Consider the following 14,369-nt stretch of genomic DNA (forward strand, 5'->3'; position numbering starts at 1 on the left):
GGTGACCATCGCCGCGGACCAGGCATGGGACGGCCGCAGCTCCTCGGGAATGATGTACGGACACTTGATGCCCTCAGCAGGATCAGCGATGATCTGCGTGGCGCGGACGTAGACCGTCATGCCCACGCGCACGACGCTCCAGTTTTTCGTCTCGTACAGGGATACGGAATCCCCGAGGGTCGCGAGCGAGGCCACGGGGCCGAAGAGCCTCACGGGCGTGCCGACGCTGATGCCGTCCAGCGGGATGCGCCAGAGTTTCAGGTCGTTGGAGGTCGTTGCGGGGTCCGCCGCCGTCCCCGTGCTGGGCTTGCCCCTGACGACGACGGGCGTGATGCTCTCGATACCCGCGCTGGTCTTCGCGTAGCGGGCCACGACGAGGTCGTTGCGTTTCTGGCCCTGCGTGCCGCTCTGGACGGTCAGGTTCGTCGCCGCCTGGTTCCAGAAGCGCTTGCCGCCGACCATGCCCACGCCGGTGCCGAGCGTCGCTGAGTTCGCGCTCTGCATCGTCAGCGCGAAGTCGTCGCCGTACTCCAGCACGCAGTCGGCCTTGCCGACCGTCGCGGTGTTGAGCGCGGCCAGATCGTCCGAGCTGATATGCTTCGTGCCCGTCATGCCGTCTACTATCTCGAATGCCATTACTACTCCTTCGCGTTGCTCATGAACTGCTGGAACTCGCCGTCGTGCTTGGCGGCGAGCTTCTTGTACTCGTCCGTGCACCCCTTGCACAGCAGGCGGGTCGCCCTGCTGCCGTACTGATCGAAGCGCTCGACCTCACGCCAGTCCCCTGCCGCCGCAGCGCCTTGCTGTAGGTACACGCTCTCGCCGCAGCGGTCGCATGTGTACTTCGTGATGTTGTCTGTCTTGGACATGCCTGTCTCCCTCACTTCGTCCTGATCCATGTATACGGACCGACGCTGGGCACAGCCTGCCATTCGCCGCCGTAGTCCGACGGGTCGAAACCGCTCGTCTCCATGTACGTCCCCACTGGGTGCGCGGCCAAAAAGCCCGCCGCCGCAGCATCGCCCGCGACCACTATCGACAGGTCGCCCGAGCCGTCCCACGTCGCGCTGCCGTTGACCGCGCCCGAGATGGCCACCGTGCGGGTAGCCGCGAGCTTGCCAGCGGTCTCGGCCTTCTTCGGCACCGTCTCGCCCGTGGCCAGGCCGTCAAGCCGGCCCTTGTCCGCCGCCGACATGAGGCCGCTTTCCGTCGCGGTGGCCTCGCCGTAGGTCGTATCCTTCGCGCTGATGGTCGCGCCGTCGATGCTGACGTTCGCGCCGGCCGCGAGCGCGTCCTGCTTGCCCGCTATGGCCGTGGCGTTCTCCTCGGCGGCGGTGGCCGCGCCCTTTGCGGCCTCTTGCGCCTCGCCTGCCGCGGCGCTCGCGTTCGAGGCGGCGGTTCTCGCCGCATCCGCTTTGGCCTCGACGGTCTTGAGCTCGGCGGAGTCGACCTCGGCGGCGAACGTGTAGCCGTTAAGCGTCAGGCCTTTGCCGGCCAGGTACGCGTGCCCGCCGCCTCCGCTGCCGCCGCCGCTGCTCTCGGCGACTCCGCTGCTGCTCATCTTGGTCGTGGTCTCGCCGCCGACCTCGTATGAGTACACGGCAACGCCGCGCGAGACCTTCACGATCTTCTTCGCTACCGTCGCGTTCACGGTGCGCCCGTGCGCGTTGTCGCGCGCCGAGATCATGTCTCCCACGTCCACGTCGATATCGTCGTGGGCCGCAACCTCGACGCTGCCTTGGGTCTGATACTCTTGCAGCTTCTTGCGGCCCTCCTCCTCCAGCTTCGCCTCATCGGCATTGCTGTAGTCGTAGAGCGCGCATATCTCGTCGACGCCGAAGAGGCTCTGCACGTGGCTGACGTTGCCCGCCGCGTCGGCGTAGAAATGGACCACGGCGCGGTTCTCGAGCTCGCCCATGCCGGCACACACCAGGTGGTTGACGCAGCGGTGGACGCTCGTCAGCGTGAAGTCGAGCAGGTCCGAGTCGACCTTGTCCGCATAGTCGACAACCGGCGGCAGCGACAGCTCGACCTTGCCGCCGAGGCGGCGCATCGAGACCTTTCGCCCGTTCGCCTTCGCCAGGGCCTTCAGGCCGCCGTACCCGTCCGCGAAGCGGTCGAAGGTGTAGCTGACCGCCGTATCGTCTACGGCGGCTGAAAACAGCCCGGACAGCCCCATGCGGGATATGAGGGACGCGAGCACCTCGCCCGCCTTACCGCTCACCGCGAGGTAGCCGCTGCCCGAATCGGGCAGGAGGCGCTTGCCGGCCAGGATGCCGTGCCACGTGCGGCCCTTGCACAGGACGGTGCCGGAGGCGTCCCTGCCCGTATCGTAGGTGACCTCGTCGACGACGCCGCCGTACTCGGTCCCGTCGATGAATACGAATTGGCCCTCTTCGGGGGCCTCGCCGGCGCGCGCCTCGAGCTTCAGGGCGTTCTCGTCGCTGCCGAACGCGAGGTCAAGCTCGAATTCCTCGATCTCACGGACGTCCCCGGCCGCCGGGTCGCTCACCACTAGGACCATGCCGGCTCCCCCTCCTCCTCGTAGAGCGTCAGGTCGAACCCGAAGCTGTTGTCCCACGAGACCTCGCAGGTGCCGGCCGGCACGCGCTCGAAGATATACTCGCCCGAGCCGGCGCCGCTGCCTCGGTGCGCCTTGCCGAAGGCGTCGCGGACGTCGCCGTCGGCGGAGACCACGGAGACGGTGCGCCGCAGCGGGTCGACCTCCATGTAGCCGCCGTCCGGCACCGATACGTCGACCTGGTACAGGTTCTCGTCGAGCCGGACCGCGGGATTGACCGCCGGCCCGTAGACGATGAACCGGGCGGGGCTGTCGGAATGCCCCGGGTTGCGCGCGTACCGCTTCGGCGGGGTCAGCCCGAGATCGTACGGGAGGTCATGCGGTAGGTCGAGAAACTCGTACCCGGACGAGCCCATGACGGGCGCGAACTCCGTCGTTAAGCCCCTGCGCCACAGGCCGTCGAGCAGCACGACGGTGATCTTAGCGGTGAAGAGCCCGTCCCGCACCCCGTCGACCTTCGACGCGAGGACGAGGCAGCGCTGGAACCAGTCCCCGACCCTCAGCGTCCCGGGCGTGTTGCCCGAGACGTCGAGGTCCGCGCAGCGGCGGAACTCGTCGGCCAGCCCCATGTCGGCGAAGACCGCCCTGAACGAGGCCTTGCGGGCGCCGCGCGAGGCGGTCGACAGCGCGCGGTACCCGATCTTGTAGTCCCATTCGCGGCTGAAGAGGTCGTTCGGCCTGCCGACGTAGATGCCGGAATTGAGCGGGATGACCGCCCCCGCGCCCGATTCATATTCGATATCAGGCATACGCGACCGCCTTCCTCGCCCTGCGCCCGAACTCCGACTCGCCCATGACGGGCGTGAACTCCGCGATGATGTAGGGCAGGTTCTCGGCCAGCCAGCCGATAACGGCCGATGCGCCGCCGTCCGCGACAACGCCCTCCCCGGTGCCGGAAATGGTCCGGTCGCCGTAACGCGGGCCGTCGGCCCTGACCGTCGCATCGAACGCCGCGGCGCGCTCGACCTTCCCGACGGCGGACTCCATCGACTTCACGGGCTCGTCCGCCGTGTCGTCGATGCCGAGGGCCGCGCCCTGCATCACGTAGCCGAATATCTTGCGGAACACGCGCGAGGGCGAGTGGATTCCGAGCAGGTTCTTGGCGGCATCGATGGCGCCGCCCACCACGCCGGTAAGCTTGTTGACCACGACGCCAGCCGCGCCGGCGATGCCGTTGGCGATTCCCTGCACGATGTTGCGGCCGATGGACACCACGCGGCCCGGCAAGCCAAGGAAGGAGGACTCGATGTTCGACGCGATGCGTAGCGCCGCGCCCTTCACTGCACCGACTGCGCCCGAGATGGCGCCCTGCAGGTTGTACATGGCGACCTTGCCGAGGTTCGACAGCGTCGACGGCAGGTTCTGTATCGCGCCGCGGATGGCGGACACCACGTTGGTGCCGCAGGAGCCGATGAAGCCGAGCATGTTCGCCACGCCCTGGCCGAGCGCCGTTATGGCGTTGCGGCCGAGGCTGATCCAGTCGAGCGCTGACCACACGGCGAGGAAGGCCTGGAAGATGGCAGGGATGTTCGCGATGAGCGTCGGTATCGCCTGCACGATGCCGAGCGCCAGCGTCACGATTGCCTGGATGCCGGCACCGAGCAGCGTCGGCGCGTTGTCGTTGATCGCGTCGGCGAGGTTCTGCACGATGACCGGGGCCTGCTCGATGATGGTCGGCAGGCTGTCGGCGATACCCTGCGCCAGACCGACTATGAGGTTCGCCGCGCCCTCGGCAAGAACGCCCGCGTTCTCGGCTATGGACTCTGAGAGGCCGGTGAGAATCTGCAGGCCGCTCTCCATGATGGACGGCAGGTTCTCGGCCAGGTAGCCGCCCAGCCGGGTCATGATGTCGGCCGCCGCGCCGGAGAGGAACGACAGACCGTTCACGATTCCGTCATAGAGCACCGGTCCGACCTGCGCGCCTATCTCGTCCAACCCGCCGAAGGCGCCCGAGAGCGCCGACATGGCGCTGTCGGCTATCGACGCGAAGGCCTCGCCGGCGACCGGCGCCAGCGTCGCTATGACCCCGGGGAGCTGCTCGACGGCCGTGGACACGATGGTCGCCACGCGCGGCACGATGTTGGAGGCCGCCGTCTCGACCGACTCGACCAGCTCCGTCGTGAGCTTGCCCATGTCGGCGTCGTCCTTGCCGAGTTCCGTCACCCAGTTCTCCCAGGCCGCCTTGGCCATGTTGCAGGAGCCCTCGATGGTCGTCGCGGCCTCGCGCGAGGTCGTGCCGGCGATCTGCATCTGCTGTTGCATCGTGTGGATGGCGAGCACGATGTTGTCGAAGGACAGGCTCGACTCGTCCACGGCGTCGTTGACGGCGTGCGCATCCTTGACGAGGCGCTGCATCTCCTCCTTGGTGCCGCCGTATCCCAGCTTCAAGTTGTCGAGCATGGTGTAGTTCTGTTTCGCGAAGCCCTGGTACGCGTTCTGGAGGTCCTCCATCGCCGTGCCGAAGGTGTTCGCGTTGTCGCTCATGTCGACCATTGCCGTGTCGGCGTACTCGGCGGCCTTGACCGTGTCGCCGCCGAGCGATTTGACGAGCGAGGCCGAGAAGCCCGTCACCTGCTCCATGTACCGGTTGGCGCTCAGGCCGGCCGTTATGTAGGCGCGGTCGGCGTTGGCCAGCACCGTCGTCTGGGCCCGCTCGAGCTGCTGCCACTTGCCGGAGCACTGCTCGACGGTCTGGCCGGTCATGGCGGCGTAGTCCTCGAGGGACTTGCCCATGTTGCCGAAAATCTTCTGGATGCCGCCGACATTCTGCTCGTACGCGGCGTAGGCGTTCATGCTCATGCCGGTCACCGCCGCGACACCCGCGGCCACGGCGGTGACTCCGGCCGCGACAAGCGATGCGGCCGCGGCCGCCGCCTTGCCGAGTTTTCCCTCGATGCCGCCGGCGATGCCGTCGACCTTGCCGGACGCCTGGTCGTCGACGCCGATCTTGACCAAGAGGTCGAGAAGGTCCATCTACAGCACCTCCAATCCCAACTTGCCGATTACGTCCGCCGCGATCTCGTCGCCGCTCCGCGTGTCCGCCGGCTCCGCCGCGCCGCGCACCAGCTCCAGGTAGGGCGTGGCGATGTAGCGCGACTGCACGGCGAGGCGGATGGACTCCGTCAGGTAGACCCTGTACGCGGCCCCCTCCGCCTCCCTGCGCTGCCTCGCGGACAGGTACCTAGCAAAAGGGCGAGCACGCCGGGGTCCGGTGTACTCGCCCATGCAGAGCCAGAGCAGATCCGGGTCGTCGGCGGCTAGCGAAAAAAAGGCGCGGCGATCTCCTTGACGGCGTCGATGCCGTCAAGCGCGGCCTTGATGTCGGCGGCGTACTTCGCCATCGAGAAGCACGCCTTGTACTCCTCGAGGGTCTGGCCATCGAGCGCGGCGAGGAACTTGAGCGAAAGCTCGCCGCCCTCGCGCAGCAGGACGGGCAGCAGGCCCGCGACCATGTCGACGGCCTCCATCTCGACCTTGGCCTTCGCGTCGGCCTCGTCGCCGCCGGCCTCCGCCTTGGCAGCCTTGGCCGCGGAGCGGTAGGAGACGAAGGCGCGCTTGACCTCCTCGCCCAGCTTGCCGCCCATGGCCTCCTCGGCCACCTCGGCCAGCAGCTGCGCCGACGTCAGGAACTCGTCGGCCGTGAACTCGTCGATGCGCATTAGGCCGTCGCCTCCGTCCCGGCCTTGACGTAGATCTCGAACGGCACCGTCTCGGGGTGCTCCATCGAGTAGTGGCCGGTGAACTCGAAGGCGAACTGCGCCTTGGCCTTGTCGCCGGACTGGATCTGGAAGCCGCCGGTGCTCAGGGAGTTGAGCAGGCGGATGGCGCAGAAGCCGGCGCTCGCGCCCTTGGTGCCGTCCTCGTTGACCGCGCTGTAGTCGCCGACCCACCACAGGTCGGCGAAGTCGGCGGCCTTGAGCTCGTTGCGCGGCGTCACCTTGTCGGTGGCGGTGTCGGCGGCGCCCGTGAGCTTGGCGGCGAGCTCGGCGGTCACGGTCACGAACGTGCCGGACATCTTGGCCTCCCAGCCGTCGAGCTGCTTGAGCTCCTTCATGTTCTTCGGGCAGTTGTCGATGTCCTCGCCGTAGTCGATGTAGCTGGGCGTGGCGGTGAAGTTGACGCCGCCGGACGTCGCGCCGAGGATGTCGGTCGCATTGAGCGTGCCGTTCTCCGGGTCGAAGCCCTTGAGCAGGACGCCGGCGTTCAGCTGGATGTTGTTGAACGTGTCCTGCGGGATCTGGGTGTATTTCATGGGACCCCCTAAAAGGTCGTGATGTTCTCGATTGAGAGGTTGATGTAGCGGCGCTTGACGCCGGGCTCTCCCGAGTCGGCGGCCTGCCAGAACGGCGAGCCGCGCTTGACCCACAGGCCGCCGCCGTCGCAGGGAAGCATCACGCCGCCCAGCCCCAGCGCGCGGCCGACGGCCTCGGCGTCGGCGTTGGCCTCGGCCTCGCTCCCGGTGCGGCGCCATATCTCGACGGTTACGGCCTGCTCGCCGTCGCCCCACGCGCCGGATACCGGAGTGAACGTGATGTACGGGAGCTCGGCGTCGTCCGGCACGGCCTGCGCGGAGTGCGCTGGCATGCCGAAGCCACCGAGCCATGCGGCGAGCGCCGCGGTCCTAGTCGGCATCCGGCAGCCTCCATTCCTCGGCCGAGCACTGGGTGAAGCTGAACGTCGCGCACGCGGGCGGGCGGCCGTCGTCGGCGTTCGACGTCACGCGGAAGACCTGCCCGTCGGGCACGCGCCTGAAGACGTCGCCGTGGGACAGCTCCTCGGAGCACGTCACCGTGTAGGTGTTGGCCACTCCGGCCGCCTCGGCGACGCGGGCCTCGGCCGAGGTGTCGCGGACGATGGAAGCGGAGAAGGCGCGGCCCGTGGCCCACGTCTCGGTCCAGCCGCCCTCGCCGTCCGGCACGCTCCTGCGGACCACATGGACGCACGGCACGCGCATGCGCTCGTACAGGCGGCTCATAGCTTTCTCCAAGGGTCGAGACGCGCCTTGAACTGCTGGCGCCACGTCAGCGGTCGGCCGTCACTGCCGACGCGCGTGTAGCTGTAGCCGCCGAAGCTCTCGCTCGCATACGGGCTGTCCAGCTCCTCGGCGTGCTCGGCCTGCCATGCCGCGATCTCGTCCGCGAGGTCGACCACGGCCTGCGGCACGGCGAGCGCCCAGACGGTACCGACGAACTCCTCGTCCGTGAGGCCGTTGTAGGGCCATGAGTGCAGCCCGTCGTTGAACGTCGAGCCCGTGATGCGGATGTACTGGCCCTCCTTGAGGTCGAGCCCCGCGGGCGGCACGAGGCGGCCGCCCTCGATGCGGACGCGCCCCGTGCGCTTGCCTGCGACGAACCAGTTGCGCAGCGACAGAAGCACCTGCTCGAGCATCTCCGCGCCTATCGCTTATCGGTGATGACGGCGGCGAGGCTCTTGTCGAGGGTCTTGACGCCGCAGAGCATGTCGATGGAGACGGTGTCGGTCTTGGTCTTCTGGTCGTAGCCCTGCACGACGCGCAGGCCGAAGCCGTCGTAGGAGGTGGAGTACGCCTTGGGAGCGCCGAGCGGCATCTCGAGCTGACGGGTCACGAGCGCGAAGGCGTTCTTGTGGAACGCGATGGACGGCGTGTAGTTGGCCGTCTCTGCCGTGGTCTTCTGCACGTTCTGGTCGCAGTAGAAGTCGAGGCCGTACTTGCGGCCAAGCGACGCCTCCTTGAGGGCGGTGCCGTTGTCGCCGACGGCGGACGCGTTGGTGAACGCCTCGGTGTTGAGCAGGTCGGCCTCGGCCTGGGAGCCGTAGACGAAGCGGCGCTCCGTGGAGGGCGCCTTGGCGTCCACGAGGAACTTGCGGGCGGCGACGATGTCCGCCACGGCGATGGCGCCCTTGGTGTGGTCGACGCGGTTCGTGACGTCCTTCTCGAGCGCGAGCAGGTAGCCGTCGATCTTGTCGGCGAAGGCCTGCATGGCGGGGACGAGGAACTGCGCGGAGAAGTCGACGATGCCCATCGTCAGCTCCTTGGACGTGACGGCGAACGTCACGTCGAGCAGCTTGTCCATCTTGACGTCGACCTTGCTCTCCGTGGCGTCCTGCACCTCGACCTCGGAAGTGAACTCCTTGGCCTCGAAGGTGGCGGGCTTGCGGATGGTGATGGTGTCGCCCACGCCGGCGACGAACTCGGAGGAGTAGTCGCGGTGGACGAGGTTGGCCATGACGGCGTTGGTGCGCAGAACGTCCAGCGCCTCGTTGGCGATGATGTTGGGTGTGAGGATGGTGTTCGACATAGATACCCCTTAGCCTCTCTGCTCCGCCTTGTACTTCATGTACTCGGCGGTGCTCATTTCGTTGATGTCCTTGCCGCCCTCGCCCTTGGGGGCGTGGGCCACGTCGGCGCCCTTGACGGTCGTGGTTGCGATGAAGTCGGCCCAGTCGGCCTTGATGCCCTCGGTGAGCTTGTCCGCGTCCTCGATAGCGCCGTCCTTGACGGTCACGTTCTCGAGGTCGGAGACCTTGAGAACGGTCTCGATGCGCTTGGGGTCGACGCCCGCCGACTTGAGCAGCTCTCGGTACAGGCTGCGCTTCTCGGCTGCGGCCTTCTCGCCCTCGACCTTGGCCTTGTAGTCCTCTAGGTTCTTGACGGCGGCCTTGTACTTTTCCTCGTACTCGCCCGCGCCCTCGCCCTTGGCCTTGAGTGCGTCCAGCTCCTTCTTGTAACCGTCCGCCTTGTCCGCGGCCTCCTTGAACTCGTCGCGCTGCGCCTTGAGCGCGTCCACGCTCTCGGCATGCTCGTCGATGATCTGGTCGATCTTCTCGTCCTCGATGCCCATTGCCTTGAGCATCTTTCGTGTGAGTGCCAACAGAATCTCCCTTGCTTCGGAATGGGCGGGTTCCCGCCTGTTGCCTCGGCGGGGCCCGCGCCGCAATACCTCGCGGCAAGGGTGAGTATCCAAACGGCGTAACGCGGCGCTATCCGCCCAGGTGTTTACGGAAGATGGAGCGGTATGTGGATTCGTGGTCCTCGGCCGCCGGCTTGAGGTAGGGCTGCGGCTTCTGGTGCGTCGTTCCCAGCTCGACGTAGGCGGCATATTCGACGTTCGTGCCGATGATGACGTGCCGGGTGCCCTCGTCGACGATGTGGGTGATGGAGTTGCGCAACCGGCCCGTATCGACCGGGCAGGCGCGCTTGGCGTAGCCCTCCGCGACGAGGCCGATCTCCTCCAGCGCGGCTACGAGCGCGCGGTCGATGGCGTTGGCGATGGCCTCGCGGTTGTCGGCGCGCACCTCGACGAGGCCGGAGATGTCGGAGGCAAGCAGGCCCTTGGCGGTGCCGCGCTTGAAGCCCTTGGCGCTCATTCCCTCCGTGACGGCACCGTTTCGGTCGGTCCACGTGTCGTTCTTGGCGCTCCACTTCTCCTTGCCGACCTTTCGCGGTGTGGCCATCAGTCCAGCACCTCCGTGCCGTAGCCCACGCGGCCGGACACGTCCACCTCGCACGCCTCGACGGCCTGCACCGGCATGCCGGCGCACCCGAGCGTGCAGCCGTCGTCGGGCTCGACCTCGTCGCCGCGCTGCGTGCAGATGTAGGTATCCGGGAACGTGAAGCCGAAACCGAGCCTCACGGCGCAGTCGCCGCAGCTCGCACATGTGAATAGCTCTTTCATGCCTGCCTCAATCTCTCTGCGGGCAGTGTCGCGGCACGGTCACGCGGCATGAAAAAAGCCCCGCCGTGGCGGGGCTGACTGTGATCTATTTGACTTTTATCTCGTTGGCCTTGTCCATCTCAAGCTCGATAGCGGATGGACTCTCGCCTCTGAGGAAAAATGGAATCGGGAAGAAGTCAATCCTCCCCGTTTCCTTGTCGATGGCATACGGAGTGTCGCCCGGGGCCATCTTTCCATCGAAACCGAAACCGACGAACCAATGGTATTTGCCCTCGTATGCGCACACCGGGCCGTATCCGTCTACGGCCTCCTCTTCCAGAATCGGCTTTATGGCCTCTTCCAATGTGAGCATATCAACCTCTTGTCGTCAGGCACTCGTCGATCTTGATGATGCGCCGTCGTGCGCTAGAGACAGATTTCGGGGTCCTGCCTCTCGAGTTTTGGAACGCCAGAGTCGAGCGACTCCTTGAGGGCCGCATAGACCTCATCGACATTGCCGTACCATGTCGGCTCATAGCCGAAACGTTCCTCGAACTTGGCCGCGAGCTTGTCGACCTGCTCCCATGTATGCAATTCGGCAACCATCACAGCCACTCCTTCATCATCTCGTCAAATATTTTACTCGATTCCGGTAGGTATTTGCGCAGGACGGCGAGAGATTCCGGGTTCGCGGTGCTTGCGCTGAAGAACTCGGCGAAGCCCTCTTGCGCAAGCCTTGCCAGCTGGTAGTCCTCGGACGCTCCCTTCGGCCGCCAATAACTCTTGCTGTGGCCCCATCCATCGTTGCACTTGTTCAGCGTTGCCCCGCCGAAAAGGTCGGAAAGGTCGGCCTTTTCGGCGTGGCTCATCTCCCCTATCTCGGAGGCGACGGAGCTATATGTGGCAGCCTTCGTGTGCTTGAGGCCCGAGAGCGCCTCGGCCACCTTGTCAGGATGTCTCCTTAGGTAGTCAGCATGCCATTCCATGAGGTAGCCGTTCGACTCGAGCCATCCGATGTCCTTTGACTTGACTGCCCGTTTAAGCCCGTCGCGCATCTCCTTGTGCCTTGCGTCAATGTAGGCTTCGACCTCGCTCTTTATGGTCTTGGCGAACACGCCGCCGCCGTACGTCCTCGAGATGTCCGCGTGCAGGCTGTCAATCATATGCCCGAACTCATGGAACCAGGTCGTTCCTTGGGGTCTCAATCCATCTTTCGAAAACACTCTTTCGAGGTTGAGCCTCACGCCACCGTCCGTTGGGCTGTAGTGGGCGGTCCCGCCCCATCCGCCGTTCAGCAAAACGAAATCCCGCTCATGCTTCAGGTAAACGCTACGGGCAGCCTTGTCCGAACGCTTGAGAATGCCTTTCACCGCATCCCTTTGATCCCCACTGAGGCACGAGTAGACGGAAGCAGACATATCGGGCTTGCCCGCGATGCGCCGAATTCGGGCCAGCGCCGCGTCCAACACCTTCTGCTGGTCCCCCGCGCTCATCTTGCGGAACGAGCCGGACGGTATGCCGTACTCCTTGAGCTGCTCCGTGAGCCTCTTCCTCGCCTCGGTCGGCGACACGCCCGCCACGTCCAGCTTGCGCTTGGTGCCGGGCATGTCCATGAACTCTGAAATTGTGCGGTTCGCGGGCTTGGCGCCGGTGACGGCGGGCTTGCCCGCCTTCCACTCCTCGTAGGTCATGCCCTCGGGCAGCCTGCTCCAGCGCTTGCCGTCGCTGTAGTCGACGCCCTCGACGGCCGCGATGAGCGTGCAGCGGCAGTTGCACGTCTCGGCATACGGCGCCTCCGGGTCGCCGGGATAGCGGCACCCGTTGCTGAACTTCTCCCCGACCTCGACCTTCTCGCCGTCGAGCTTCCTGTGGCTCGAGCGCGTGCGACCGTCGAGCGTCGCCAGCCACTCCTGCTTGAGCTCGATTCCGAGGGACTGCGCGCGCCTGTAGCTGTCGACGCGCCCGGCGTTCTCCGCCGCCGTCGTCGAGGTGCGCGCCAAGCGCACCGCAGCCGCGCGGTTCGCCCCCGTCACGTCCTGCATGCGCCTGGCTATCTTGGGTATCGATTCGCCGAGCAGCACGCCCTGCGTGATCTGGTTGGCGATGAGCCGCCGGTTCCACGCCACGTCCTTGGCGACGTTGACGGACGGCTTTGGCAGGTAGCTGTCGTGGTCGGTGAGAAGCCTCTGGACGGTTGACGCGTCCTGCAGTGCGTAGGCCGTGTCAACGCCCGCGGCGCTCTCGACCTGCCACGTGCCGTAGTTGTAGTTCTCGGCGTAGACCTCGGGCAGCCTGCCCTCGATGGCGGCGGCAGCGACGACGTTCGCGTGCGTCATGGCCTCGGCGCACTGCTTGAGCACGATTCGGTAGCGCCTGCCCGCCGCTATCCTCCCGCTTCGCCAAGACCTGTATTGCGCCTTGGTGATCTCGCCGGCCTCGAGACGCTCGCGCATCCTCTCATCGTCGGCCTCGAACTGCGCCAGATAGCGCTTGAGGTTGGCGTAGGCGGTCTTGCCCGCCTCGCCGTACACTCCCGCCACCTCGCGCTCGAACGCCCGAATCTCGGCGTCTGAGAACTCGTGAGCGCTATCCTTCGCCATGCGCCGCCTCCAATCGTCGGCACGCATGGTCGCCCGCGCATAACGGAAAAGGGCCCCGACCGAAGCCGGGGCCCTTCCCTACTCGCCTTCCCGCTCGGTCGGCTCCTCCGCGCTGTCGAGCCCGTCGTAGTACGCGGCGGCTAGCTCCTCGACCTCCGCGATATCTGCCTCGTCGAAGAGCCCGCTGTCAAGGTGTGCGTAGGCCTTGTCGAGCCAGAACGCCACGTCGCGGCCGGCCTGAATCTCGCGCTTGATGCTGCGCAGCGTCAGGTCATGACGCGCCTTGCTCTTAACTGCCATTTTCTTCTCCTAACCTTGGGTGATGGATGCGATTGCCGATTCCAGGTTCGCCACGACGATGTTCACGTCGCGCGTGTACTCGATGCCAGTGCGCGGCGTCACTTCCGCGTCCGTCCATGCGTTGACGATGCTGTCTTGAGCTTTGGGCATCTCGATTTTGCCTAGGGGATAGCGTGTCTCAGGCATAGTCGCGACAATCGTAAGCGGGGCATTCTTGTCCACTTCAGCCTGAATCTCTTCTTTGGTGCGGCCCGACGTGTCTTTTACGTTGATGCCATTCCAGGTGCGGTAAATGCCCTCTCCGCTCGCCACTGCGTTTTTATACGGAAGAGTGTTACAAAGCACGTACCTTCCGTAGATGCTCGAAGGCACCGACGAGCTTGCGTATGGCACGATTCTCGTGCGCAATTCGTACCATTTCCCTTGCAAGAAACAACCAACCTCCCGCACGTTTTTATCAACACATACCCGCGCCACCAGCTCCACATTCCCCTCTTCGTCCACCACGATTTCGTCTGCCGTGCCGTCGGGGAGCTTGGCTAGATAGGGATGCTCGACTGGGAGCGTGAACGATGTAGAAGTTTCATTATATGGGCTATATTTGCCCGAATCGGCATCTCCGTAAACCTCAATGGTCACATAAAACTTACAGTCATAGGTTACGCCTTTTACGACATTACACGTCATATATGCAATCTGCTCATTGAGCACAGCTGACGATTGCGTAGAATAAAGAAGCAATTTATAACGCGTGTTTAGTAGATTAACCTGTGGAATAGTCCCGCTAATCGCATGAATCTTAAGCGCGAGTTTTTGGCCAATCGCGCCATTCGGCAAATATACACCTGCGATGCTGCCACTATATCCATTTTCAGTCGCAACGCCAGAAAGCGTGATTACACCGTCTTTGGAACTTGTCGTAACACCTCTAGCGGTTGCACTTGAATCATCAACTTTCAATAGGTTCTTACCGCAAATATGGATAATAGGATTTTCAATTACCTCAATCGGCACGGGGTTGTCCGGCGATGGCGTGCCGTCCTGCTTGCAGGCTCCCTCCACCTCGATACCCAGAAGGCTAGAGGGAAAAGCATCATCCACGTGGACGAAAGTTTCCTTGACTTTTCCTTTGAGGATGTTCTCGGCCGCTGGGTACAGCTTCGCTTCGGTGGCCTTCACCTCGGCGATGGCCTTGGTAGCCGCCTTATTGGCGGCGTCGGCGCGCTCGACCGCGTCGCTCACGCTCTTCTCTGC

20 protein-coding genes are annotated in these 14,369 nt (G+C 65.0%); all 20 read right to left on the bottom strand.

All coding sequences use genetic code 11. From position 1 onward, the window contains the following. The coding region (locus DW029_RS08650; protein ID WP_147351899.1) for a hypothetical protein at positions 1-636 on the bottom strand (636 nt) is incomplete at its 3' end. Positions 637-638: 2 nt separating this feature from the next. Then, on the bottom strand, positions 639-869 hold the full coding sequence (locus DW029_RS08655; protein WP_118345798.1) for a hypothetical protein: 231 nt from the start codon (positions 867-869) through the stop codon (positions 639-641). An 11-nt stretch (positions 870-880) separates the two neighbouring features. Continuing rightward, positions 881-2,524, bottom strand: coding sequence for a hypothetical protein (locus DW029_RS08660; RefSeq protein WP_118345799.1), 1,644 nt, complete (start codon positions 2,522-2,524; stop codon positions 881-883). Beyond that, positions 2,515-3,330 carry a hypothetical protein gene (locus tag DW029_RS08665; protein WP_118345800.1) on the bottom strand — a complete coding sequence of 272 codons (816 nt, stop codon included), beginning with the start codon at positions 3,328-3,330 and terminating at the stop codon, positions 2,515-2,517. Before DW029_RS08665 ends, DW029_RS08660 begins: the two co-directional genes overlap by 10 nt. Then, a complete protein-coding gene (locus tag DW029_RS08670) occupies positions 3,323-5,554 on the bottom strand; it encodes a hypothetical protein (protein ID WP_118345801.1) in 2,232 nt (743 codons plus the stop codon). The genes DW029_RS08665 and DW029_RS08670 overlap by 8 nt, the downstream gene beginning before the upstream one ends. Further along, positions 5,555-5,683 carry a hypothetical protein gene (locus DW029_RS11800; protein ID WP_255413797.1) on the bottom strand — a complete coding sequence of 43 codons (129 nt, stop codon included), beginning with the start codon at positions 5,681-5,683 and terminating at the stop codon, positions 5,555-5,557. It abuts the gene before it with no gap. A 155-nt stretch (positions 5,684-5,838) separates the two neighbouring features. Further along, the gene (locus tag DW029_RS08680) at positions 5,839-6,240 is read right to left on the bottom strand and encodes a hypothetical protein (protein ID WP_118345803.1); all 402 of its coding nucleotides are present in this window, start codon (positions 6,238-6,240) and stop codon (positions 5,839-5,841) included. Further along, entirely contained in the window at positions 6,240-6,833 is a 594-nt protein-coding gene (locus DW029_RS08685; protein ID WP_118345804.1) for a hypothetical protein, read from the bottom strand. Before DW029_RS08685 ends, DW029_RS08680 begins: the two co-directional genes overlap by 1 nt. An 8-nt stretch (positions 6,834-6,841) precedes the next feature. After that, entirely contained in the window at positions 6,842-7,213 is a 372-nt protein-coding gene (locus DW029_RS08690; protein WP_118345805.1) for a DUF3168 domain-containing protein, read from the bottom strand. After that, entirely contained in the window at positions 7,203-7,568 is a 366-nt protein-coding gene (locus tag DW029_RS08695) for a head-tail adaptor protein (RefSeq protein WP_147351900.1), read from the bottom strand. Before DW029_RS08695 ends, DW029_RS08690 begins: the two co-directional genes overlap by 11 nt. After that, complete coding sequence (locus DW029_RS08700) at positions 7,553-7,969, bottom strand: hypothetical protein (RefSeq protein ID WP_118345807.1); 417 nt, start codon at positions 7,967-7,969, stop codon at positions 7,553-7,555. Before DW029_RS08700 ends, DW029_RS08695 begins: the two co-directional genes overlap by 16 nt. A gap of 8 nt (positions 7,970-7,977) precedes the next feature. Further along, a complete protein-coding gene (locus DW029_RS08705) occupies positions 7,978-8,859 on the bottom strand; it encodes a P22 phage major capsid protein family protein (protein WP_118345808.1) in 882 nt (293 codons plus the stop codon). A gap of 9 nt (positions 8,860-8,868) precedes the next feature. Then, a complete protein-coding gene (locus DW029_RS08710; RefSeq protein ID WP_147351901.1) occupies positions 8,869-9,432 on the bottom strand; it encodes a hypothetical protein in 564 nt (187 codons plus the stop codon). Positions 9,433-9,541: 109 nt separating this feature from the next. Next, positions 9,542-10,015, bottom strand: a complete 474-nt coding sequence (locus tag DW029_RS08715; protein ID WP_158572650.1) for an HK97-gp10 family putative phage morphogenesis protein — start codon at positions 10,013-10,015, stop codon at positions 9,542-9,544. After that, the gene (locus tag DW029_RS11340; protein WP_158572651.1) at positions 10,015-10,236 is read right to left on the bottom strand and encodes a hypothetical protein; all 222 of its coding nucleotides are present in this window, start codon (positions 10,234-10,236) and stop codon (positions 10,015-10,017) included. Before DW029_RS11340 ends, DW029_RS08715 begins: the two co-directional genes overlap by 1 nt. Positions 10,237-10,321: 85 nt before the next feature. Then, positions 10,322-10,588: a hypothetical protein gene (locus DW029_RS08720; RefSeq protein WP_118345811.1), complete on the bottom strand. Its 267-nt coding sequence runs from the start codon at positions 10,586-10,588 to the stop codon at positions 10,322-10,324. Between the two features lie 53 nt (positions 10,589-10,641). Then, positions 10,642-10,824, bottom strand: a complete 183-nt coding sequence (locus tag DW029_RS08725) for a hypothetical protein (protein WP_147351902.1) — start codon at positions 10,822-10,824, stop codon at positions 10,642-10,644. Next, complete coding sequence (locus DW029_RS08730; protein WP_158572652.1) at positions 10,821-12,815, bottom strand: phage minor head protein; 1,995 nt, start codon at positions 12,813-12,815, stop codon at positions 10,821-10,823. Before DW029_RS08730 ends, DW029_RS08725 begins: the two co-directional genes overlap by 4 nt. A gap of 78 nt (positions 12,816-12,893) precedes the next feature. Beyond that, complete coding sequence (locus DW029_RS08735; protein WP_118345814.1) at positions 12,894-13,115, bottom strand: hypothetical protein; 222 nt, start codon at positions 13,113-13,115, stop codon at positions 12,894-12,896. 9 nt (positions 13,116-13,124) lie between these two features. After that, positions 13,125-14,369: hypothetical protein (locus DW029_RS08740; protein WP_233543845.1), on the bottom strand; the 1,245-nt coding region annotated here is incomplete at its 5' end.

Source organism: Collinsella sp. AF38-3AC (assembly GCF_003474365.1).
Classification (GTDB): Bacteria; Actinomycetota; Coriobacteriia; order Coriobacteriales; family Coriobacteriaceae; genus Collinsella.

Excerpts from the sequence above, each read along its gene's own strand:
- DW029_RS08670 (WP_118345801.1), bottom strand. The coding sequence starts at position 5,554 with ATGGACCTTCTCGACCTCTTGGTCAAGATCGGCGTCGACGACCAGGCG.
- DW029_RS08680 (WP_118345803.1), bottom strand. The coding sequence starts at position 6,240 with ATGCGCATCGACGAGTTCACGGCCGACGAGTTCCTGACGTCGGCGCAG.
- DW029_RS08735 (WP_118345814.1), bottom strand. The coding sequence starts at position 13,115 with ATGGCAGTTAAGAGCAAGGCGCGTCATGACCTGACGCTGCGCAGCATC.
- DW029_RS08685 (WP_118345804.1), bottom strand. The coding sequence starts at position 6,833 with ATGAAATACACCCAGATCCCGCAGGACACGTTCAACAACATCCAGCTG.
- DW029_RS11340 (WP_158572651.1), bottom strand. The coding sequence starts at position 10,236 with ATGAAAGAGCTATTCACATGTGCGAGCTGCGGCGACTGCGCCGTGAGG.
- DW029_RS08705 (WP_118345808.1), bottom strand. The coding sequence starts at position 8,859 with ATGTCGAACACCATCCTCACACCCAACATCATCGCCAACGAGGCGCTG.
- DW029_RS08655 (WP_118345798.1), bottom strand. The coding sequence starts at position 869 with ATGTCCAAGACAGACAACATCACGAAGTACACATGCGACCGCTGCGGC.
- DW029_RS08720 (WP_118345811.1), bottom strand. The coding sequence starts at position 10,588 with ATGCTCACATTGGAAGAGGCCATAAAGCCGATTCTGGAAGAGGAGGCC.
- DW029_RS08665 (WP_118345800.1), bottom strand. The coding sequence starts at position 3,330 with ATGCCTGATATCGAATATGAATCGGGCGCGGGGGCGGTCATCCCGCTC.
- DW029_RS08700 (WP_118345807.1), bottom strand. The coding sequence starts at position 7,969 with ATGCTCGAGCAGGTGCTTCTGTCGCTGCGCAACTGGTTCGTCGCAGGC.
- DW029_RS08690 (WP_118345805.1), bottom strand. The coding sequence starts at position 7,213 with ATGCCGACTAGGACCGCGGCGCTCGCCGCATGGCTCGGTGGCTTCGGC.
- DW029_RS08715 (WP_158572650.1), bottom strand. The coding sequence starts at position 10,015 with ATGGCCACACCGCGAAAGGTCGGCAAGGAGAAGTGGAGCGCCAAGAAC.
- DW029_RS08660 (WP_118345799.1), bottom strand. The coding sequence starts at position 2,524 with ATGGTCCTAGTGGTGAGCGACCCGGCGGCCGGGGACGTCCGTGAGATC.
- DW029_RS08730 (WP_158572652.1), bottom strand. The coding sequence starts at position 12,815 with ATGGCGAAGGATAGCGCTCACGAGTTCTCAGACGCCGAGATTCGGGCG.